18 protein-coding genes and 1 other RNA gene are annotated in these 19326 nt (G+C 64.7%); 5 read left to right on the forward strand and 14 right to left on the reverse strand.

Annotation, left to right across the window (positions count from 1 at the left end; all coding sequences use genetic code 11):
• The first annotated feature begins 23 nt into the window (after window positions 1-23).
• Window positions 24-1028 carry an NAD(P)-dependent oxidoreductase gene (locus Y887_RS09080; protein ID WP_046964063.1) on the forward strand — a complete coding sequence of 335 codons (1005 nt, stop codon included), beginning with the start codon at window positions 24-26 and terminating at the stop codon, window positions 1026-1028.
• Between the two features lie 265 nt (window positions 1029-1293).
• On the opposite strand, the gene Y887_RS09085 is transcribed toward Y887_RS09080, so the two are convergent.
• From Y887_RS09085 to Y887_RS09095, 3 genes are read right to left on the reverse strand one after another with little or no spacing between them, the layout of a single operon-like run.
• Window positions 1294-1656 (reverse strand): hypothetical protein, encoded by a 363-nt coding sequence (locus Y887_RS09085; RefSeq protein ID WP_046964023.1) that lies wholly within the window; start codon window positions 1654-1656, stop codon window positions 1294-1296.
• Entirely contained in the window at window positions 1640-2209 is a 570-nt protein-coding gene (gene mobA / locus Y887_RS09090; protein WP_046964024.1) for a molybdenum cofactor guanylyltransferase, read from the reverse strand. The genes Y887_RS09085 and mobA overlap by 17 nt, the downstream gene beginning before the upstream one ends.
• 34 nt (window positions 2210-2243) lie before the next feature.
• Window positions 2244-3497 (reverse strand): molybdopterin molybdotransferase MoeA, encoded by a 1254-nt coding sequence (locus tag Y887_RS09095; RefSeq protein ID WP_046964025.1) that lies wholly within the window; start codon window positions 3495-3497, stop codon window positions 2244-2246.
• Between the two features lie 188 nt (window positions 3498-3685).
• On the opposite strand from Y887_RS09095, the gene Y887_RS21080 reads away from it, so the two are divergent.
• A complete protein-coding gene (locus tag Y887_RS21080; protein WP_181113326.1) occupies window positions 3686-4126 on the forward strand; it encodes a hypothetical protein in 441 nt (146 codons plus the stop codon).
• 100 nt (window positions 4127-4226) lie between these two features.
• Here the strand turns inward: Y887_RS21080 and xth are convergent, their stop codons facing one another.
• From xth to Y887_RS18955, 3 genes are all read right to left on the reverse strand, one after another.
• Entirely contained in the window at window positions 4227-5243 is a 1017-nt protein-coding gene (xth, locus tag Y887_RS09100) for an exodeoxyribonuclease III (RefSeq protein WP_046964064.1), read from the reverse strand.
• A gap of 371 nt (window positions 5244-5614) precedes the next feature.
• On the reverse strand, window positions 5615-5830 hold the full coding sequence (locus tag Y887_RS09105) for a hypothetical protein (protein ID WP_046964026.1): 216 nt from the start codon (window positions 5828-5830) through the stop codon (window positions 5615-5617).
• A 21-nt stretch (window positions 5831-5851) separates the two neighbouring features.
• Window positions 5852-5927: non-coding RNA, sX9 sRNA (locus Y887_RS18955), on the reverse strand.
• A 639-nt stretch (window positions 5928-6566) separates the two neighbouring features.
• Between Y887_RS18955 and moeB the strand changes: the two genes are divergently transcribed.
• A complete protein-coding gene (gene moeB, locus Y887_RS09115) occupies window positions 6567-7709 on the forward strand; it encodes a molybdopterin-synthase adenylyltransferase MoeB (RefSeq protein ID WP_046964065.1) in 1143 nt (380 codons plus the stop codon).
• A 255-nt stretch (window positions 7710-7964) separates the two neighbouring features.
• Here moeB and Y887_RS09120 read toward each other — a convergent pair whose 3' ends face one another.
• From Y887_RS09120 to ndk, 8 genes are all read right to left on the reverse strand, one after another.
• The gene (locus Y887_RS09120; RefSeq protein ID WP_046964028.1) at window positions 7965-9185 is read right to left on the reverse strand and encodes a molybdopterin molybdotransferase MoeA; all 1221 of its coding nucleotides are present in this window, start codon (window positions 9183-9185) and stop codon (window positions 7965-7967) included.
• Window positions 9186-9336: 151 nt separating this feature from the next.
• The gene (der, locus tag Y887_RS09125; protein WP_046964029.1) at window positions 9337-10734 is read right to left on the reverse strand and encodes a ribosome biogenesis GTPase Der; all 1398 of its coding nucleotides are present in this window, start codon (window positions 10732-10734) and stop codon (window positions 9337-9339) included.
• A 10-nt stretch (window positions 10735-10744) separates the two neighbouring features.
• Window positions 10745-11962: an outer membrane protein assembly factor BamB gene (gene bamB, locus Y887_RS09130; protein ID WP_046964030.1), complete on the reverse strand. Its 1218-nt coding sequence runs from the start codon at window positions 11960-11962 to the stop codon at window positions 10745-10747.
• Complete coding sequence (locus Y887_RS09135; protein ID WP_046964031.1) at window positions 11962-12600, reverse strand: YfgM family protein; 639 nt, start codon at window positions 12598-12600, stop codon at window positions 11962-11964. Before Y887_RS09135 ends, bamB begins: the two co-directional genes overlap by 1 nt.
• 70 nt (window positions 12601-12670) lie before the next feature.
• Window positions 12671-13528, reverse strand: a complete 858-nt coding sequence (locus tag Y887_RS09140; protein ID WP_046964032.1) for a RodZ domain-containing protein — start codon at window positions 13526-13528, stop codon at window positions 12671-12673.
• A complete protein-coding gene (gene pilW / locus Y887_RS09145) occupies window positions 13525-14313 on the reverse strand; it encodes a type IV pilus biogenesis/stability protein PilW (RefSeq protein WP_046964033.1) in 789 nt (262 codons plus the stop codon). Before pilW ends, Y887_RS09140 begins: the two co-directional genes overlap by 4 nt.
• A 10-nt stretch (window positions 14314-14323) precedes the next feature.
• Window positions 14324-15529 carry a dual-specificity RNA methyltransferase RlmN gene (gene rlmN / locus Y887_RS09150; protein WP_046964034.1) on the reverse strand — a complete coding sequence of 402 codons (1206 nt, stop codon included), beginning with the start codon at window positions 15527-15529 and terminating at the stop codon, window positions 14324-14326.
• A gap of 18 nt (window positions 15530-15547) precedes the next feature.
• On the reverse strand, window positions 15548-15973 hold the full coding sequence (ndk, locus tag Y887_RS09155) for a nucleoside-diphosphate kinase (protein WP_002812972.1): 426 nt from the start codon (window positions 15971-15973) through the stop codon (window positions 15548-15550).
• A gap of 218 nt (window positions 15974-16191) precedes the next feature.
• On the opposite strand from ndk, the gene Y887_RS09160 reads away from it, so the two are divergent.
• Entirely contained in the window at window positions 16192-16824 is a 633-nt protein-coding gene (locus Y887_RS09160) for a TetR/AcrR family transcriptional regulator (RefSeq protein WP_046964035.1), read from the forward strand.
• Window positions 16825-16849: 25 nt separating this feature from the next.
• Window positions 16850-19222, forward strand: coding sequence for a 3-hydroxyacyl-CoA dehydrogenase/enoyl-CoA hydratase family protein (locus Y887_RS09165; RefSeq protein ID WP_046964036.1), 2373 nt, complete (start codon window positions 16850-16852; stop codon window positions 19220-19222).
• Window positions 19223-19326: the final 104 nt, after the last annotated feature.

The raw sequence follows: 19326 nt of genomic DNA on the forward strand, positions 1-19326 counted from the left end.
AGTCATCTTTCGGAGTGAGCCTGATGCCGTTGTTCCCGTTGTTCGCAAACCTGCAGGGGCGCGCCGTGCTGGTGATCGGCGGTGGCGAGGTCGCCACGCGCAAGGTGCTCGCGCTGCTCAAGGCGGGCGCGCAGATTCGCCTGTATGCGCACGCGCTCTCGCCCGAGCTTGCAGAACTCATGTACGCCGGGCGCTTCGAGCAGCTGGGCGGGGAGTTCGATCCGGCCTGGATCGACACGGTCTGGCTGGTGGTGGCGGCCACCGACGACACCGATTTGAACCAGCGCGTTGCCGCAGCTGCGGGCGCGCGTCAGCGGCTGGTCAACGTGGTGGACGATGCCGAGCTGTCGACGTATCAGGTGCCGGCGATCGTGGATCGCGACCCGCTGGTCATCGCCATTTCGTCGGCCGGTGCGGCGCCGATGCTCGCGCGCCGTCTGCGCGAGCGGCTCGAGCGCGAGCTGGATGCGTCGGTCGGCCGCTTCGCCGGTCTGTTCGCGCGCCACCGCGAACGGATCCGCAGCCAGTTCCCCGATATGAACCGGCGCAGGCGTTGGTTCGATCGTGTGATCGACGGGCAGGTGCCATTGCTGCTGCAAGCCGGCGACGATGCCGCAGCCGAAGCGGCCTTCACTGCGGCACTGGACGATGCCGGCACCGTCCCGGCGCGCGGCAGCGTGCAACTGGTCGGTACCGGGCCCGGCGATCCGGGCCTGCTGACGTTGAAGGCGTTGCGTGCGATGAACCTAGCCGATGTGCTGCTCGTTGGCGCGGACGTGCCGGAGGCGATCCTGGAACTGGCACGCCGCGACGCCTCACGGCGCGCACTGCCGCCCGAGCCGCAGGCACAACAGGCGCTGCTGCTGGAACTGGCGCGCGAAGGCTTGCACGTGGTCGCGCTGCGCAGCGGCACCGGCTACTGCGCTGGGGCAACGGCCCCGATCGACGCCGCACTGCAGGCACACGGATTGGCCTGCGAGCGTGTGCCGGGGATCTGCACCGAACGCTGCAACCAGGTCACGCCGTGACTGAGGGCGGCTGACAGAAACGACGACGCAGCCACCAAGCGGCCACGCTCGGTGCTCGGAGCGCGCCTGCATGACGCCTGCACTCCGCTGCCTGAGGATCATCCCCCCACCCCACGATTGCGCACTACGTTCTTTGGCGCCCTGGCCCGCAAACGCACTGCGGCCGTGTCGGGACTGCGCAAATCGCAGGATGGGCGCCTCCTGCATTCCCTTGCTGTGCAGCCCAGTCACGCGCATTCGGCAGCGGCGCGTCCAACAGGTCGGCTCACTCCTTCGGAAACCGCTTGCGCACACTGTCGCGCACATCGATATCGAAGGTCACGTGCAGCGCCATCTGTTCTGCATGCCCGGCGCCCGCATCGAAGCTGAAGCGCAACCCCTCGCGGCTCGGGAGCTGGCGGGCGTGTTCTTCCAGCGCGTCACGCGGCACCAGCAATTGCCAGTGGTCGGTGGCGCAATTGCACGCAGCGTGACCGCCGGTCAGGCTCACGCTATGCCGCACCAGTCGCGCGCCCTGCCCGCTTGGCAGGCGGCTGAGATTGTCGACGCTGTGCCCGGCCAGCAAGGCGGCCAGTTCGGCCTCGTCGATACGGAACCGCACCTGCTGACCTTCAATCTGGATTTTCATGGATGAGCTGACTCCACTGCTCGGGCGTATTGCAATTGACGAACGCGGCGCGTTCGCCATCGGTGACAGCCACGCGATGGCACTTCAGTGAACGCTGCAGGGCGCGCAGCGAGCGTGACGATGCCTCGCCTACCATCAACGTCGACAAGGCCTCGCGCACGGTCGCGTCGATGCACAGACGCATCGGCAACATCTGTTCGTCGAAGGCGACACAGCGCTGCTGTGCGGGTGCCAGCAAACGCGCTATCAACTGGGTGGACAGCAGTGGCATATCCACCGGCACCACCACCAGCGTGGTCAGATCGGCAACCTGGCCGATCACGCTGGCCAGCCCGCCGAGCGGGCCCAGATCCGGCTGCATGTCGGCGATGCCGTCATAACCCGGGCGCCGGCCACTGAGCAATACGTCCTGCGCGCCCGCATCGCGCAGCACCGCCTGCATGTGCGCAATCAATGGCCGCCCGCGCCAAAGCAGCAGAGCCTTGTCCTGCCCCATCCGCGACGAGCGCCCGCCGGCCAGCACCACGCCGGTCCATGGAGATGTCGCGCTCATGCAGTGCACACGCAGGTGTGATCCGCATATCGGCTCATGCGATCAACACCGGAGCGGCCGATTGCAGATGACCCAACCCGAATACCTCTGCCGTCATGCATGGCGCAGCCGCGTCCTCCTGCGGCTCCAGCACCGCCCACACATTGGCCTGCAGTAACGGCGCTACCCGGAACGATTCCTGCTGGGGCAGGATCTGCACGCATAGCGCGCCCAGCGCGTTGCAAGACAGGCGCGCACGCAGATGTTGGCGCCAGATCGGCCGTGCCTGCATCGGCGTCTCCAGGGCCACGCGCAGGCCGCGCTCGGCCGGCATCCCCAATAATCCACGCAAGGCCGGTTCGACAAAAAACCGCAGCCCGGCTGCGCTTGCCATGGGATTGCCCGGCAGTCCGGCATACAACACGCCGTCGGCAAACCGCGCCAGCAGCACCGGCTTGCCCGGTCGTACGGCGACCTTGTGAAACAGCAGGCGCGCTGCATGCCGCGCCAGTGCATCGGGCACAAAGTCATAGCGACCGCGCGACACCGCACCCGTACTCAGGATCACATCGGCGCCGGCCTCGCGCGCCTGTGCGAGTGCGGCATCGAACGCTGCATCGTCGTCGCCCACCTGGCCTTGCCACACCAACGCCGCGCCGGCCGCGTGCACCTGGCTGCGCAGATAGCTGCTGGTGCCATCACGGATCTGGCCGGGCTGCAGCGGCTGCGCAGGGTCGCTGATCAACTCGCGGCCCGTCGCGATCAGCGCAACCCGCGGACGCCGCACCACCTGGACCTGTGCGCATCCCAAACCGGCCAGCACCATCAAATGCGCGCCACGCAACACCGTCCCCGCCTCGACCACCACATCATGCAGGCGTACATCTTCCCCGCGGCGGCGGATGTGCTGCCCCGCACGCACATCGGCACGCAGACCGATACGGCTGGGCCGTGCATCATGCTGCGCAAGCACATCCACCTGCTCGATCGGCACCACCGCATCGGCGCCCGCAGGTACCCCGGCGCCGGTCATGATCTCCCACGCCGCACCCAGCTCGGCCACAGCCGCATCCGTCCCTGCTGCGATGGTGCCAACCACTGCATGCTCGCTGCCTGCTGCCGCACCCAACCCCTGTGTGGCGATGGCAAACCCATCCATGGCGCTGTTGTCGAACGGCGGCAGTTCGGCCGGGCTCGACAACGCCTGCGCAAGCACGCGGCCTTCGGCATTGGCGCTATCGACCCATTCGCTGGTTAGCGTGGCGACTTGCTGGTGCACGATGGCAAGTGCTTCGGCGTAGCTGATCATGAGCAATGCACTGCCGACCGATGAATGACCTGGCTAGGATACCGGCCTGCAGCGCAGCCGGTACAGCGCGACGCCTTGCGTCATCGCAACGCCGTGTGGCCGGGCGCACGACCATAGTCTCCACGTCTACGCGACCTGGCTTGAGCCCGCGCGAAGACGCTACCCACAGCGCATGCTGCAGACTGCCATTGCAGTCCTCACCCATTGTGACGCATGCGCTGTTTCGACCCCTTGGGCTGCTAGCCAGCGCTATCCTGATCGCGGCCCTGATCGGCCAGATCTACGAGCAATGGGTCTGCGATGAAACGCACTGCGTGTCGCGTCAGCTGTTCATCCATACAGGCAGCGCATCGCTGCCGTTCTCTGGCTATCGGCTTGACGATGCCGTGTCTATCGCCAGCAACGACTGGCTGTGCGCTACAGCAGCTCACGCACGCCCCGTGGGCTTGACGGTATGGGCCATGAAGCGCCTAGCGGCGCAGCCAAACATCGAACGCGAAAGCGTATGTCGATTGAAGGATCACATCCGCGTATTTTGCACTTCGGAGCGCCGCCGTTACCGTGCGAAACGGCACCATGCCCAGCGATTGACATGCGGGCAACGACACTTCGCCAGCCATGCCTGCTGACATGCTGTCGCAACGCTGTTTTGCTCATCTCGCGACCTATTTCTCGATCGTCACTACATCGCACGATTCCCGAAGGACTGCGCAAATCAGGTCGTCGTTGCTACGTTTCCCCACCCGTCCTTGGGCTTTGCCTGGCTACTTGCTTGCCAGCCTTCGCAGGCTTGGCGACTGACCCAACTGCCGCATCTTTTTTCTTCACAGCACGCTTTGAAGTCGCTGTCACCGCCTTCTTGGCCACTGTCTTGCGGGCGGGCGCTTTGTTCGTCGTCATCCGTTTGCGTACCGTCGATGCAACGTCATGATCTTCGATCGCCTCAACCGCGGTGTCCGGTACACGCACGCTGATCCAGGTGGGCGCGTGATCGCTGGCCTTTTCCAGAGCTCGCACCCACTTGTCCACGCCCGCATCCTGCAAGCCGGGTGCCAGTATGCGATTGAGCAGCAAATGGTCGATGCGCAAGCCGCGGTCGCGCGCGAAATGCTGGCGAAAATAATCCCAGAACGTATAGATTGGCGCATCGCCATGCGCGATCAGCAGACTATCGGCCCACCCCTGCTCCATCAGCACCTGAAACGCCTGTCGGCTTTCCGGTTGCAGCAAGGCATCCTTTCGCCACCCCTTGGGATCATAGAGGTCCGCATCGGTCGGCACGACATTGAAGTCGCCGATCAAGGCCACCGGATGCGGCAAGTCCACCAGTGTCTTGGCATGTCGGATAAGACGCTGAAACCAGGCGAGCTTGTAATCGAATTTCGGACCCGGCTGCGGATTGCCATTGGGCAGATACAGGCACCCCACCACCACCCCGTGGATCGCTGCTTCGAGATAGCGGCTCTGTGTGTCGCTCAGGTCCCCTGGCAGGCCACGGCGAATCTCGACAGGGTCGGCGCCGCGCGCCAGCAAGGCCACGCCATTCCATGCGCGCTGCCCCTGCCAGATCACCCCATAGCCGGCATCACGAATCGCTTTCTCAGGAAACGCCGCTTGCGTGGCCTTCAGCTCCTGCAAACCCGCAATATCCGGCTGCTCGCGCTTGAGCCATTCCAACACATGCGGCAGTCGGCTGCCGATTCCGTTGACGTTGAACGTTGCGATCTTGCGTTTGGTGCTTGCCATGGATACCAGCTCGCTACGCGCGTGGTGAAGCCGCAGCATGGCGGCCCCCGCATGAAGCCGATGCTCAAGCCACGTGAAGCTGCGGCATCAACATCAGAGCGCGCTCATGCGTCACTGACGGCGTCCGATCACGACAGGCGCAAGACCAAGGCAGGCACGCTGTCGAATCCCCGGACTGCCCTCTTCCGCCAGCTAACGCGGGTGGCAGGCCGCCTTTCTGCACTGCATGTGCACACGCAACACGGCCAGTCCCAGACATTTCGCCAACAGGCCGAACCGTCGGACGCACATCGCGCATAAGGAACCGGATGAAGCCGAGAGCCATGGACGCCGATGCTACGGCCTGGCGATCGACAACAGCACCTGCGACATCATGCCCCGGGATCTGCCGGCCCCAACTGATTGGCGACAAGGATTTCATCGATCCGCTTGACGATTTGCGCCGCCTCTTCCGGCGACCGCGCTGCAGCAGTGATTTTTTCGGTACGGGCATGGAACACGTCCCAGAAATCATCCGGATGCTCGCTGCGGATCTCAGGTAATTGTTCTGCCAGTTGCTTCAGTTGCACATCGATGTCGTGGGTCATCAGGATCTCCTTCTGTAGAGTGGCTAACAAAACATAGCGAGCAGTCGTCAGGCGGGTGTGGACGGCGCGGAGGAACCGGGGTGTACGAGTGGTACATCAGGGTTCAGAGCACCGGCCGCGCCCGCCTGGAGACTGCGCAATAGTTTTGTTAGCTGCTCTTGATCGAAAGCGGCTGCAACGCATGGAGAGAATGGTCAGACAAGCCCGGACGGCATCAACGTTGAGGCGATAACGCACACTTCAGCTAACCGCCGCACCGTCTGACGCATCTCAACCGCATTGCCATGCGGCCACGCTACCGCTGCCCCGGTGAGCCTGATGACAAATGCTCCATGCCAGGTCGTAGGCAGGAGCGAAACCAAGGGTGCAAGGACGTTGCGGCAAGGCGATCTGACGCCTGACATCACTCCGACCAGGACGGAATGATGTTGTTGGTCAAAACTTCCCGCGATTGGGTCGCCTCGGAACACAGCGCTGCTTTGTTGTTGGGCTCGCCATTGAGTACGACATCCAGCCACGTCATGAACATGGGGGATCTGCTCGACATGAGTGCCGGGGTGAGCAAGCTCCCCGCCTACACGCGTGCATCGGCCATGCGGCAGTCATACGCCAGGCTGGCGTTGCAAGACGCTCCTGGCGCCAGTGCATAAGGGCCGCGGTATCGGCCTGCGTACGTCCCATTCCCAGAGCGCGCCATTGCACATCAAAACCGCGACGTTTGCGCGACAATAGCGTCATGAGCAGCCATGACATCTCCCCCGCCCATGCGCGTGCACGCGCCGTGCAAGGCGCACTGCTGATCGATATCCGGCAACTGCATGAGCGCGCCAGTGGCCAGGCCGAGGGCGCGTTGGCGATTACCCAACACGATCTGGAAACCTCGCCCACGCAGCATCTGCCCGACCCGGAACGCGAAATCCTGTTGATCTGCCAGAGCGGCAGACGCTCCGCGCAGACAGCCGAACGATTGCGTGCGCAGGGATACACCCAGGTTGCATCGGTATCGGGCGGCACCACCGCGTGGATGAGCGATGCCCTGCCGTTGGTGCGCCCGAGCATGCCGGCGGACGAACAGGATTTCCTGGAGCGCTATTCGCGACATTTGCGCTTGCCCCAGGTCGGTGTGCAAGGCCAGCGGCAGCTGGCAGGTGCGCGCGTGCTGCTGGTCGGCGCCGGCGGGCTGGGCTCGCCGGCCGCGTTCTATCTGGCTGCAGCAGGCGTCGGCCACCTGCGTCTGGCCGACGACGATGTCGTCGACCGCAGTAATCTGCAGCGTCAGATCCTGCATACCGAAGACAGTGTCGGCACCGCCAAGGTCGACTCGGCGGCGCTGCGCATCGGCGCGCTCAATCCGCGCGTGCACGTCGAGGCGGTGCAGGCACGCGTCAGCGCCGACAACGTGGAATCGTTGCTGCGCGATGTGGATGTCGTGGTCGATGGCGCCGACAACTTTGCCGCGCGTTATCTACTCAACGATGCCTGCATCAAGCTCGGCAAGCCGCTGGTGTACGGGGCGGTGCAACAGTTCGAAGGTCAGGTGAGCGTATTCGATGCCGGCCGCAATCGCGGGCATGCGCCCTGTTACCGCTGCCTGTTCCCCGAACCGCCGCCGCCGGAATTTGCACCTAGCTGCGCGGAAGCCGGCGTGCTCGGCGTGCTGCCCGGGGTGATCGGGCTGTTGCAGGCCACCGAAGCACTCAAGTTGCTGCTTGGCATCGGCGACAGCTTGAGCGGCCGCCTGCTCAGCTTCGATGCGCTGTCGATGCGATTCCGCGAGATCCGCCTGCCGCCCGATCCGCATTGCCCGGTGTGCGCCCCGGGTGTCGCATTCCCCGGGTATGCGGACTACGCGTCCTTTTGCGGCGGCGCCGTCAGTTGAGCGCACCTGCCGAAGCGGCGTTGCAGATTCGCAACGCGTGATCGGCGCCCAGATCTGTCGGCGGCAAGTGCGAGGGTGCATCACCCTTCCCGAACCAGATCGGGCTGGAAAACTCGCTGATCGAGTGGATCGGCCTGCCTCGTTGGCGCTCCACGCCAGGCTCACAAGCATGCGAAGCGGAGCCACCCAGCCTTCGCAGCACCGCAACCCGCGCTTGGCGACGCCGCGCCAAGCCAGTTTCGCCTTGCTGCACGCCTACAACGCGTACGGAATCACCCGCACGATCTCGCCTGCCTCGAAGCGACGCGCCTGTTCCGGCAAGACGATCAGCGCATTGCTGTCGGCCGCTCCACGCAGCAGATGCGAGGCGTCGCCCCGATGCGGCTGCGCGCTCAAGCGTCCGTCGGTGCCGCACTCCAGCCTGCCGCGCAAGAATTCCAGGCGCTCGTGGCGCTTTTCCCAGGCACTGGCCAAGGCTGCGTGCCACACCGGGCGCGGCTCACTGCGCCCCTGCAGCCCGTCCAGCAACGGCACACCGTAAGCGATCAACGTCGCCAGGACAGACACCGGGTTGCCTGGCAGGCCCAACACCAGGCAGCGACCGATCTGCCCCAGCACCGCCGGCATGCCCGGGCGCATGCGCACACGCCAGAAGTGGATCCGCCCCAGCTCCTGGATCAGGCGCGGCAGGTAATCCTTTTCGCCAGCCGACACGCCGCCGCAGGTGATCACCACATCGAAGGCCGCGGCCGCATCTTCCAGCATGGTACGGATGCGCTGCGGATCGTCCGGCAAGGTCGGCCACGCGGTCGGCGCGTAGCCCAGCGCCCGCAACTGCGCCATCAGCATGTCGCGATTGCTGTTGTAGATCTGGCCGGGGCCGAGCGGCATGCCCGGCTCCACCAACTCATCGCCGGTCGCCAGCACCGCGATGGTCGGCCGCGGCGCCACCGCCAGCCGCGAGACGCCCAGCGCCGCAGCCAGACCGATACGCGCCGGCGTCAGCACCTGTCCGGTCTGGATCACCAGATCGCCGGCACGCACATCGCTGCCGGCCAAGCGCACCGAGGCACCGGCACTCGGCGCCGATTGAACGGTCACCATACCGTCGCGCTCTTCGGTGTCCTCCTTGGGCACCACGGTGTCGGCACCCGCCGGCAGCGGAGCACCGGTGGTGATGCGCAGGCACTGCCCCTCGGCAAGCGTGCCGCCCCAGTGCTCGCCGGCAAACTGCTCGCCGACAAGCTGCAGCCGCGTCTGCGAACCAGCCAGATCGGCATGCCGCAGCGCAAAGCCATCCATCGCACTGTTGGCGAACGGCGGCAAGGCCAGTGGCGCAATCAGGTCGGCAGCGCAGATGCGGCCATCGGCACGCGCGGTGGCAATGGTTTCGTCGGGCGGACGATGGGCAGCGGCGACGGCGTGCAGAATCTGCAACGCCTGCGCGTAAGCAATACGGGTGGGATAGTCGTTCATGGCACGCAGGATACCAGCGCGCCATGACGGCCCGGCACCTGCCTGCAGGCCTGCAGGTGGATGCAGCGTGCGGGCGCATCACCCGCCGCTACCCAGCACATGCCGCTGCACTCCATCGATGCCACGTCGCCGTGGCAGACGTCAAAGAAGCTTACTTGCCCTTGACGTGCCGCATCAGGCGCCGCTTGCGTGCGACCTGACGGTCGGTCAGCGGATTCTTCTTGCCTTCGTAAGGGTTCGCACCTTCGCGGAAGATGAATCGCACCGGCGTCCCCACCAGCTTGAAGCGCTTGCGGAAGAAGTTTTCCAGATAGCGCTTGTACGACTCCGGCAGCACCTTCAAGCGCGTGCCATGCACGATGAAGGTCGGCGGATTTGCGCCACCCGGATGCACGTACCGCAGCTTGGAGACGTGGCCACGAATGCTCGGCGGCGGATTGGTCTCATAGGCGATTTCCAGCGCCTGATTCACTTCGCTGGTGCTGAACTCATGCGTGGCCGATGCATGCGCACGATGGATCGCCTGGAACAGCTCGCGCATACCCGAGCCGTGCAACGCGGAAATCCGTACCGCTTCGGCCCAGCTGACAAAGCCCAGCTTGCGCGACAACAGGTCTTCGGCCTGCGCACGCTGGTAGTCGCTCTGCCCATCCCACTTGTTGATCGCCACCACCAGGGCGCGGCCGGCATCCAGAATCGCGCCAAGAATCGTCGCGTCCTGATCGGTCACACCTTCGGTGGCGTCCAGCATCAGCACCGCGACCTGGCATTGCTCGATCGCCTGCAGCGTCTTGAACGCACTGAATTTCTCGACCGCCTCTTCCACCTTGCCGCGGCGGCGCAGGCCGGCGGTATCGATCAGGCGGTACTGGCGGTTATCGCGTTCCAGGTCCACTGCGATCGAATCGCGGGTGGTGCCCGGCACCTCCGAAGCGATCATGCGCTCCTCGCCAAGCAGGCGATTGACCAGCGTCGACTTGCCCACGTTCGGGCGGCCCACGAAGGCGATCCGCACACGCGCCGGATCGTTGTCCAGCAACTCGCCGGACCCTTCCTCTGGCAGCCGTGCACCGACTTCCTCAAGCAGTTCGTCGATACCCTGCCGGTGCGCAGCAGACAGCGCGACCACATCGGAGAAACCGTAGCGCGCAAATTCCGAGCGCACGGTCTCTTCGTCGGTGCCGTCGATCTTGTTGATGACCAGCACGGTCGGCCGCGCCAACTTGCGCAACCAGGCCAGGATTTCGTCATCCAGCGAAGAAGCGCCTTCGCGGCCATCGACCACGAACAACACCAGATCCGCTTCGCCAGCGGCAGCACGTGCCTGACGTGCGGTGGCACCGGCCAGTCCTTCCTCGTCGCCGGCGATACCACCGGTATCGACAACGATGAAGGGTTGCTGCTCGTCCAGACGGCAGACGCCGTAGTTACGGTCGCGAGTGACGCCGGGCTGGTCGTGGACCAGCGCGTCACGGGTGCGCGTCAGCGCATTGAAGATGGTGGACTTGCCGACATTGGGCCGTCCAACCAGGGCGACCAGGGGCAGCATCGCAAGGTCCTTATTGTGCCAACCGGAAGGCGGTGAGATCGCCGTCGGTGTTTTGTACCAGCAGAATGCCATCGACGACCACCGGCTGCGCCAGCAGCGTGTCGCGTCCAGCGCGAGCGCGCGCGGCCAGTGCACCGTCGCTGAGTTTCAGCCAGTGCAGGTATCCTTTGTAATCGCCAACCACGGCATAGTCGCCCTGGATGGCCACACCGGTCAGCGAGCGACGCGCCAAGGCAGCCTGCGACCACATCGCCGCGCCGCTGCTCTTGTCCAGCCCCCACACCGAACCGGCGTTGTCAGACACCACCACCACGGCCGACGACACACCAACGCCGCCAGCGCCACCGTGGTCTCGCGTCCATAATGGACGTCCGCTCGGGCCTTCCAGCGCAAGGGTTTCGTTCTTGAAGCTGGTGGCGTACAGGGTGGTGCCATCCAGCACCGGCGCGCCGTCCACGTCGGACATGCGCTCCAGCTCGGTGCGACCTTCCGGCACGCCGATGGCCTGTTCCCACAACGGGCGGCCATCCTGCAGCGCCAGCGCACTCAAGGTGCCGCTGTCGTTGCCCACAAACACCACGCCCGGGCCGGTCACGATCGGCGCATTGCCGCGCACCGACAGGGTCGGGCCTTCTTCGGCATGGAACCAGCGACGCTCGCCAGTCGCCGCATCGAAGGCGCTGACGCGGCCGTCGTTGCTACGCACCAGCACCAGGCTCTGTGCAATGGCGGGCGCGGCGATCACTTCGTTGGGCACCTTGGCACGCCACTTTTCGGTGCCGTCGGCCTGGTTCAACGCAATCACGTCGCCGGACAGCGTCCCGATCACCACCAGGCCTTCGCCGACGCCGGGGCCACCGGACAGGCGCTGCTTGAACTTGCGATCGTTACGCTCTTCTTTCTTGGGCTTGTATTCCCACACGCGCTTGCCGGTTTGCAGGTCCAGCGCCTGCACGCCGCCGGTGATCGCTGCAGCATAGACCTTGCCATCGGCAACGGCCGGACGCTGACGCACGCCGATGTGTCCTTCGCCCTTGCCGATGCCGGTGGACCAGATCTTGTCGACCTTGACCGACGGCTCGAACTTGACCAGCTCGGCAGGTTCCTGCGCCTTCTTGGCGGCAGCATCCTTACCGGCAAACCAGCCCTTGACCGTGCTGCAACCGGCCAACGACATGCCCATCAGGGCGATCAACGCAATGCGCTTGTACATGGTGTCCTGCTTCATCAAATCTGCTCCGCCGGATCGGGCACCTTGCCGCCCACATCCATCAGCTTGGTTTCCAGCAACCGGCGCTGCGGCGAGGCCACATCGACCGTGGTCAACGCCTTGGCGTACAACGCACGCGCTTCATCGGTCTTGCCCTGGACGACCAGTGCATCGGCACGGATCTCCAGGCTGGCGTGATCCTGCGCATCGGCCAGCAGCTTGATCGCCTCGTCCGGCTTGCCGCTCTCGGTCAGCACGCGCGCCAGACGCTGTTGCACGATGTGCTTGAGCTCGCCTTCTGCAGGTACGTCGCGCAGCGTCTTGATCGCTTCGGCGTTCTTGCCGGCATCGACCTGTGCCTTGGCGAGGCGTAACGCAGCCAGCTCGGCATAGATGCCGCCTTTGCCGTCGTCGAGCGCCACGATGTCCTTGGCCGCCTTGTCCAGGTCCTTGCCCTGGATCGACTTCACCACCGCCTCGTACCGCGCGTTGGCTTCGACCAATTCGGTCGTGGTGCGCTTCTGCCACCACTGCCAGCCCAGGATCAGGGCCAGTCCGAGCAGGACGCCGCCCACCAGTCCCGCGCCATTCTTTCTCAACCAGGAACGAACGCGTTCGCCTTGTTCGTGTTCGTCCAGCAGATCGTCGATCGCCATGCGTACTCTCGCTCCGTCATCCCGGAGGCGCGGAACATCAAAAGGGAAAAATGAAAAACCGCAGTCCGCTTCACTCGGAAGCAGGTACCACGGAGCCGTCGGAGGATACCGCAAAACGAGCCACGTTAGCGCGCTGGAACGGTTTCACATCGACGATACTGCCGCCTTGCTGAACCTCTACCGCCGACGCATTGCCCAGGACGATGCGACCCACCTGCCCCGGCGAATAGCTGCGACGCTCGCCGGCACGGATCAGTGCTTTTTCCACTGCACTGCCATCCGGTGCCAGGATCTGCACCCAGCTGTCGCCACTGAAACTCAGCGACAGACTCTTGCCGGCGTCCGCCACTGCCGGTGCTGTCTCGGCCTCAGGCGTTGCACGCGGCACCGGCGTCATCGATGCGATGTACGGTGCCGGCTGCTCGCGCGGCGTGGCCGCCGGCGCTGCAGGGTTGGTGGGAGCACCGGTCTTCGCGGCGACCGGCATGCTGTCCAGCGACACCGTATTCGGCCCCTTGCCATCCAGATGCGAGCGTGTCGCATACCAGACCGGCACAGCGAACACGCCGGTGATGACGACATACATCGCCTTGCGTGCGGTGCTTTCGAGGATGCGGCGCGCACGCGGGGTATGGGTATGGCTGACCAGCTTCACCGGTTCGATCGGCGCGATGCTGGCCTGTTGCAGCGACGGCTCCAGATCCACCTGCAACAGCCGCGCATAACTGCGTAACTGACCGCGAACGAACACCGGCGCGCCCAGGCGCTGCCAGTCCTCCTGCTCGAGCGATCGCACCACGTGCGCCGGCATGCGTAGCTTGCCAGCGACATCGTCCACACTCAGACCCGCTGCTTCGCGCGCCTCGCGCAACTGCGGCCCGCAGCCCTTTTCCTGCTCGAAAGGGTTCGGATTGGAATCACTGATCACAATGCATTGGCCCCGGGGTTAGCGGTCGCTGCGTCAGGAAATTCCTTGACCAACCGCTGTTGGTAACGGCTGGCAGCTACCTTGTCGCCTAGCCCTTGCTCAATCTGAATGGCGAGTTGTAACACGGAAGCCGTTACCGATGCAGCCGCAAGCCGGCGTTCGATAAAGGCACGTGCTTCGAAATAATTGCGACGCCCGGCCTCCAGCCGCGCCATCGACTCCAACGCATAAGGATTGCTCGGATCCATATCGAGCGCCTTGCGCAAATCGCTTGCCGCTCGCTCGGGCTGCCCCGCCTTGAGTGCGCAACCACCTGCATTGCCGAGTGCGGACGCGGGCGATGCGTAGGTTCGGTCGGCCAGTGCGCGATCAAACCAGACCAGCGACTCGGCAGGCGACCCATTGGCGCAGACCCACGCACCATAATTGTTCAACACATCGCCGCGTTGCGGCGCCAGTTCGGCGGCACGGCGATAGGATGCGCCGGAGCCGGCGACATCGCCGCGACCACCCTGGATCAGGGCCAACATGCCGATGGCATCCACCGACTGCGGATCTTTCTTCAACGCGGCGCGGATCTGCTCTTCGGCGCCGGCATAGTCGCCTGTCTGCATCCGGTTGCTGGCCAGGCCAAGCTTTTCCCGCACCGCCAGACGATCCTTGGTGGCCTTGTTGTCGCGGAACGAATAGACCGGCGCGACTTCTTCCACGCGCTTGGCCGACCCGGCCTTGGCATTGCGACCACCGCAACCGACCGCGCACAGCGCGATCGCCACGGCAGCCATTACTGCGAGTTCACGCTGCCGCATCTCGATCGGCCTGCCCTTCCAATGTGCGGCGGAATTCCGCCTGGCGACGGGTGCGGTCCATGACCTGCCCCTTGAGCTGCCCGCATGCCGCATCGATGTCGTCGCCACGGGTACGGCGGACCATCGTCAGCACCTGCGCGTCGAGCAGGATCTTCTGGAATGCGCGGATCTCCGTCTCTCCGGAACGCTCGTAGCGCGTGCCCGGGAACGGATTGAACGGGATCAGGTTGACCTTGCCGGCGTCCTTGGACTGCACCGCATTGTCGAACTGACGCATCAACCTGGCCAGCTGGCGTGCGTGCTCCGGCTGGTCGTTGATGCCCTTCATCAAGGTGTATTCGAAGGTGACCGAATCGCGCTTCTTGTTGCCGCGCAGATAGCGCGCACAGGATTCCATCAGCTCGGCGATGGGGTATTTCTTGTTCAACGGCACCAGGCTTTCGCGCAGCGTGTCGTTGGCCGCGTGCAGCGAGACCGCCAGCGAGACATCGCTTTCGGTCGAGAGCCGGTCGATCATCGGCACCAGGCCCGAGGTCGACAGCGTCACCCGCTTGCTGGCCAGGCCGTAGCCCAGGTCGTCACGCATCACGCTCATCGCGCGCACGACGTTGTCGAAATTCATCAGCGGCTCGCCCATGCCCATCATCACCACATTGGTGAGGCGGCGCTGCTGGTGCGGCACGTTACCCAGATGGCGCGCAGCGACCCAGACCTGCCCGATGATTTCGGCGGTAGTGAGGTTGCGATTGAAGCCCTGGGTGGCGGTCGAACAGAACGTGCAGTTCAACCCGCAGCCGACCTGGGACGACACGCACAGCGTGCCGCGGCCCTTGTCGGGGATGTAGACCGTTTCGATGGCGTTCTTGCCGTCGGTTCCCATGGCCAGCAGCCATTTGTGGGTTCCGTCGGTGGACGGCTTGTCGAACACGACATTGGGAACCAGCACCTCGGCATGCTGGTGCAGCTTCGCACGCAATGCCTTGCCGAGGTCGGTCATCTGGTCGAAATCGGTGACGTAGCGGTGGTGAATCCACTTCATCACCTGATGGGCACGGTAGCGCGCCTCGCCGAGCGTATCGGCGAAGAAGCGCTCCAGACCCTCGCGATCGAGGTCGAGCAGGTTCTGCTTCCGCAGTTCCGGGGTACGGACAGGAACGTCCTGCAACACGGAGGGGATCACGACCTCATTCACGATTCGACTCTCTCGGCCTCAGCGCGAGACCACTTCTGTTGCGGCGAAGAAATAAGCGACTTCGTTGGCAGCGTTCTCGACCGAGTCCGAGCCGTGGGCGGCATTGGCATCGATCGAATCGGCGAAGTCGGCGCGGATGGTACCCGGCGCAGCGTCCTTGGGATTGGTCGCGCCCAGCAGGTCGCGATGCGCGGCAACGGCGTTCTCGCCTTCCAGCGCCTGGATCATCACCGGGCCGGAGATCATGAACTCGACCAGCGCGTTGAAGAACGGACGCTCGCGGTGTACGGCATAGAAGCCTTCGGCTTCACGGCGCGACAGCTGCTTGTACTTGGCGGCCACGACTTTCAGGCCAGCCTTCTCGAAGCGGCTGTAGATTTCGCCGATGACGTTCTTGGCGACGGCGTCGGGCTTGATGATGGACAGGGTGCGCTCCAGCGCCATTGGGAATTCTCCGTTGGGCGGGCCACTGAAGGCCCGAGGTTATCATGAAAAAAACCCGCGTCAAAACGCGGGCTTAGGCTTCTTTGCGATGGTCAATTCTATCTCGTCGCCAGCGTGTTTGCACACCGCCCCCTGAATCGTGCTGCATTGCCGCATGACCTGCCTGCAACCAAGCCCGTAGACTCAAACAATCGTTTGATTGAGTCAGACCCCAGCGCATGCCCAAGCCCGCCCACTTCTCCACCAAGGACCGCATTCTCGGTGCCGCCGAGGAGCTGTTCGCCCAGCATGGGTTTGCCGGCACCTCGCTGCGGCAGCTGACCACCCAGGCCGACGTCAACATCGCCGCGGTCAACTACCACTTCGGCTCCAAGGAAAACCTGGTCAACGAGGTGTTCCGCCGTCGCATGGACGAAATGACCGCTGCGCGACTGCAACAGCTGGAAGCGGCAAGGAAATCCCAGCCTGGCGAGCTCACCGCGGTGCTGGCCGCATTCGTCGAGCCGGCCCTGGCGATGGCGCAGGACCGCCAGAACGGCGGCGCCTTCGTGCGGGTGATCGCCCGCGCCTATGCGGAAAAGAACGACAACCTGCGCAAGTTCCTGTCCGACCATTACGGCCATGTGCTGCGCGAATTCGGCAAGGCCATTGCCGGTTGCGTGCCGGGCCTGAGCAAGGAAGAGCTGTACTGGCGGCTGGACTTTCTGGCCGGCGCGCTCACCTACGCGATGGCCGATTTCGGGCTGATCAAGCGCCCGGCAGGAGTCAGCGAGGCCGACCACCGTGCGCGGGCCGCGCGCGAACTCATTCGTTTCGCGGAACCCGGTTTCCGCGCTCATTCCACACCGTAAACGTTCCACCAAGAGGCTAATTGCTATGTCCAATCCGTTGCTAGTTCGTCGCGCCGCCGTGCTCGGTGCCGGCGTCATGGGCGCGCAGATCGCCGCGCACCTCACCAATGCCGGCGTCGACACCGTGCTGTTCGACCTGCCTGCCAAGGAAGGTCCCGCCGACGGCGTCGTGCTCAAGGCCATCGCCAATCTCGGCAAGCTCAGCCCCGCCCCGCTCGCCAGCAAGGCGCTGGCCGAGGCGATCACACCGGCCAACTACGAGAGCGGCCTGGAACAGCTGCGCGACTGCGACCTGATCATCGAGGCGATCGCCGAGCGGATGGACTGGAAGCAGGACCTGTACAAGAAGATCGCCCCGTTCGTGTCCGAGCATGCGGTGCTGGCGTCCAACACGTCCGGCCTTGGCATCAACAAGCTCTCCGACGTACTGCCGGAGCAATTGCGCCATCGCTTCTGCGGCGTGCATTTCTTCAACCCGCCGCGCTACATGCACCTGGCCGAGCTGATTCCGGCCAAGGGCACCGACAAGGCCGTGCTCGAAGGCCTGGAAGCCTTCCTGGTGACCACGCTCGGCAAGGGCGTGGTGTACGCCAAGGACACCCCCAACTTCATCGGCAACCGCATCGGCGTGTTCTCGATCCTGTCCACCATCCATCACACCCAGGAATTCGGCCTGGGTTTCGATGAAGTGGACGGCCTGACCGGCCCACTGGTCGGGCGCCCGAAGTCGGCGACCTACCGCACCTCCGACGTGGTGGGCCTGGACACCATGGCGCACGTGATCAAGACCATGGGCGACACCCTGCCCGACGACCCGTGGCACCAGTATTTCAAGTCGCCCAAGTGGCTGGATGCGCTGATCGCCAAGGGTGCGCTGGGCCAGAAGGTCGGCGCCGGCATCTTCCGCAAGGTGGGCAAGGACATCGTGGTGCTGGACCTGGAAAAGCAGGATTACCGCGCCGCCGATCGCATTGCCGCCCCCGAGGTGGTGGAGATCCTCAAGATCAAGAACCCGGCCGAAAAGTTCGCCAAGCTACGCGAAAGCCAGCACCCGCAGGCGCAATTCCTGTGGGCCACGTTCCGCGACCTGTTCCACTACAGCGCCTATCACCTGGCCGACATCGCCGAGACCGCGCGCGATGTGGATCTGGCGATCCGCTGGGGCTACGGCTGGTCGCTCGGCCCGTTCGAGACCTGGCAGGCCGCCGGCTGGAAGCAGGTGGCGCAGTGGATTGCCGAAGACATCTCCAACGGCAAGAGCATGAGCAGCGCCCCGTTGCCGAACTGGGTGTTCGACGGTCGCGACGGCGTGCATGGCGCCGAAGGCTCCTACAGCCCGGCGCGCGACGCCAAGCTGCCGCGTTCGGCGCTGCCGGTGTACAAGCGCCAGCGCTTCCCCGATCCGCTGCTGGGCGAGACGTTCTCGCCGGGCGAGACGGTGTTCGAAAACGACGGCGTGCGCATGTGGCACGACGGCGATGACATCGCCGTGGTCAGCTTCAAGACCAAGATGAACACCGTGTCCGACCACGTGCTCAACGGTCTGCAGGAAGTCGTCGGCCGCGCCGAGAAGGACTTCGCCGGCCTGGTGATCTGGCAGCAGAAGGAGCCCTTCTCCGCCGGTGCCGATCTGGCCGGCGCACTGGGTCTGCTGCAGGCCGGCAAGGTGGACGCGTTTGAAGCGCTGGTCGCCAACTTCCAGGCCACCAGCCAGCGCATCAAATATGCGCAGGTGCCGGTGATTTCGGCCGTGCGCGGGCTGGCGCTGGGCGGCGGTTGCGAGTTCCAGATGCACAGCGCCAAGACCGTGGCCTCGCTGGAGAGCTACATCGGCCTGGTCGAAGCTGGCGTCGGCCTGCTGCCGGCTGGCGGCGGGTTGAAGGAAATCGCGGTGCGTGCATCGATCGCCGCAGGTCCGGGCGGCGATGTGTTCGCCGAGCTGAAGAAGACCTTCGAGACCGTCGCAATGGCCAAGGTCTCCAACTCGGCGGTCAACGCCCAGGAACTGGGCCTGCTGCGCACCACCGACAAGATCGTCTTCAACAGCTACGAGGCGCTGCACATCGCCAAGGCCGAAGCGCGCGCACTGGCCGAGGGTGGCTACCGCGCCCCGCTGCCGGCACGCCGCATCCAGGTCGCCGGCGACGTCGGCATCGCCACCTTCAAGATGCTGCTGGTCAACATGCTGGAAGGCCGCTTCATCAGCGAATACGACTACGAAATCGCCACCCGCATCGCCACGGTCGTCTGCGGCGGCGAAGTCGATCGCGGCGCGCTGGTGGACGAAGAATGGCTGCTCAAGCTGGAGCGCAAGCACTTCGTCGAACTGGCCCAGCAGGAAAAGACCCAGGCGCGGATTGGGCACATGCTCAAGACGGGTAAGCCGTTGAGGAACTGAGATTTGGGATTTGGGATTGGGGATTCGTAACAGCGGCTTCCCCTGCCCTCCGACATTCTCGCTTCCACCAAATTCATCCGCCGGGCAGGAACATCAGGAATCAG

The organism is Xanthomonas pisi DSM 18956 (assembly GCF_001010415.1).
Taxonomy (GTDB): domain Bacteria; phylum Pseudomonadota; class Gammaproteobacteria; order Xanthomonadales; family Xanthomonadaceae; genus Xanthomonas; species Xanthomonas pisi.

Coding starts and splice junctions, on each gene's coding strand:
- Y887_RS09080 (WP_046964063.1), top strand. CDS start 24: ATGCCGTTGTTCCCGTTGTTCGCAAACCTGCAGGGGCGCGCCGTGCTG.
- Y887_RS09085 (WP_046964023.1), bottom strand. CDS start 1,656: ATGAAAATCCAGATTGAAGGTCAGCAGGTGCGGTTCCGTATCGACGAG.
- mobA (WP_046964024.1), bottom strand. CDS start 2,209: ATGAGCGCGACATCTCCATGGACCGGCGTGGTGCTGGCCGGCGGGCGC.
- Y887_RS09095 (WP_046964025.1), bottom strand. CDS start 3,497: ATGATCAGCTACGCCGAAGCACTTGCCATCGTGCACCAGCAAGTCGCC.
- xth (WP_046964064.1), bottom strand. CDS start 5,243: ATGGCAAGCACCAAACGCAAGATCGCAACGTTCAACGTCAACGGAATC.
- Y887_RS09105 (WP_046964026.1), bottom strand. CDS start 5,830: ATGACCCACGACATCGATGTGCAACTGAAGCAACTGGCAGAACAATTA.
- moeB (WP_046964065.1), top strand. CDS start 6,567: ATGAGCAGCCATGACATCTCCCCCGCCCATGCGCGTGCACGCGCCGTG.
- Y887_RS09120 (WP_046964028.1), bottom strand. CDS start 9,185: ATGAACGACTATCCCACCCGTATTGCTTACGCGCAGGCGTTGCAGATT.
- der (WP_046964029.1), bottom strand. CDS start 10,734: ATGCTGCCCCTGGTCGCCCTGGTTGGACGGCCCAATGTCGGCAAGTCC.
- bamB (WP_046964030.1), bottom strand. CDS start 11,962: ATGAAGCAGGACACCATGTACAAGCGCATTGCGTTGATCGCCCTGATG.
- Y887_RS09135 (WP_046964031.1), bottom strand. CDS start 12,600: ATGGCGATCGACGATCTGCTGGACGAACACGAACAAGGCGAACGCGTT.
- pilW (WP_046964033.1), bottom strand. CDS start 14,313: ATGGCTGCCGTGGCGATCGCGCTGTGCGCGGTCGGTTGCGGTGGTCGC.
- ndk (WP_002812972.1), bottom strand. CDS start 15,973: ATGGCGCTGGAGCGCACCCTGTCCATCATCAAGCCCGACGCCGTCGCC.
- Y887_RS09160 (WP_046964035.1), top strand. CDS start 16,192: ATGCCCAAGCCCGCCCACTTCTCCACCAAGGACCGCATTCTCGGTGCC.
- Y887_RS09165 (WP_046964036.1), top strand. CDS start 16,850: ATGTCCAATCCGTTGCTAGTTCGTCGCGCCGCCGTGCTCGGTGCCGGC.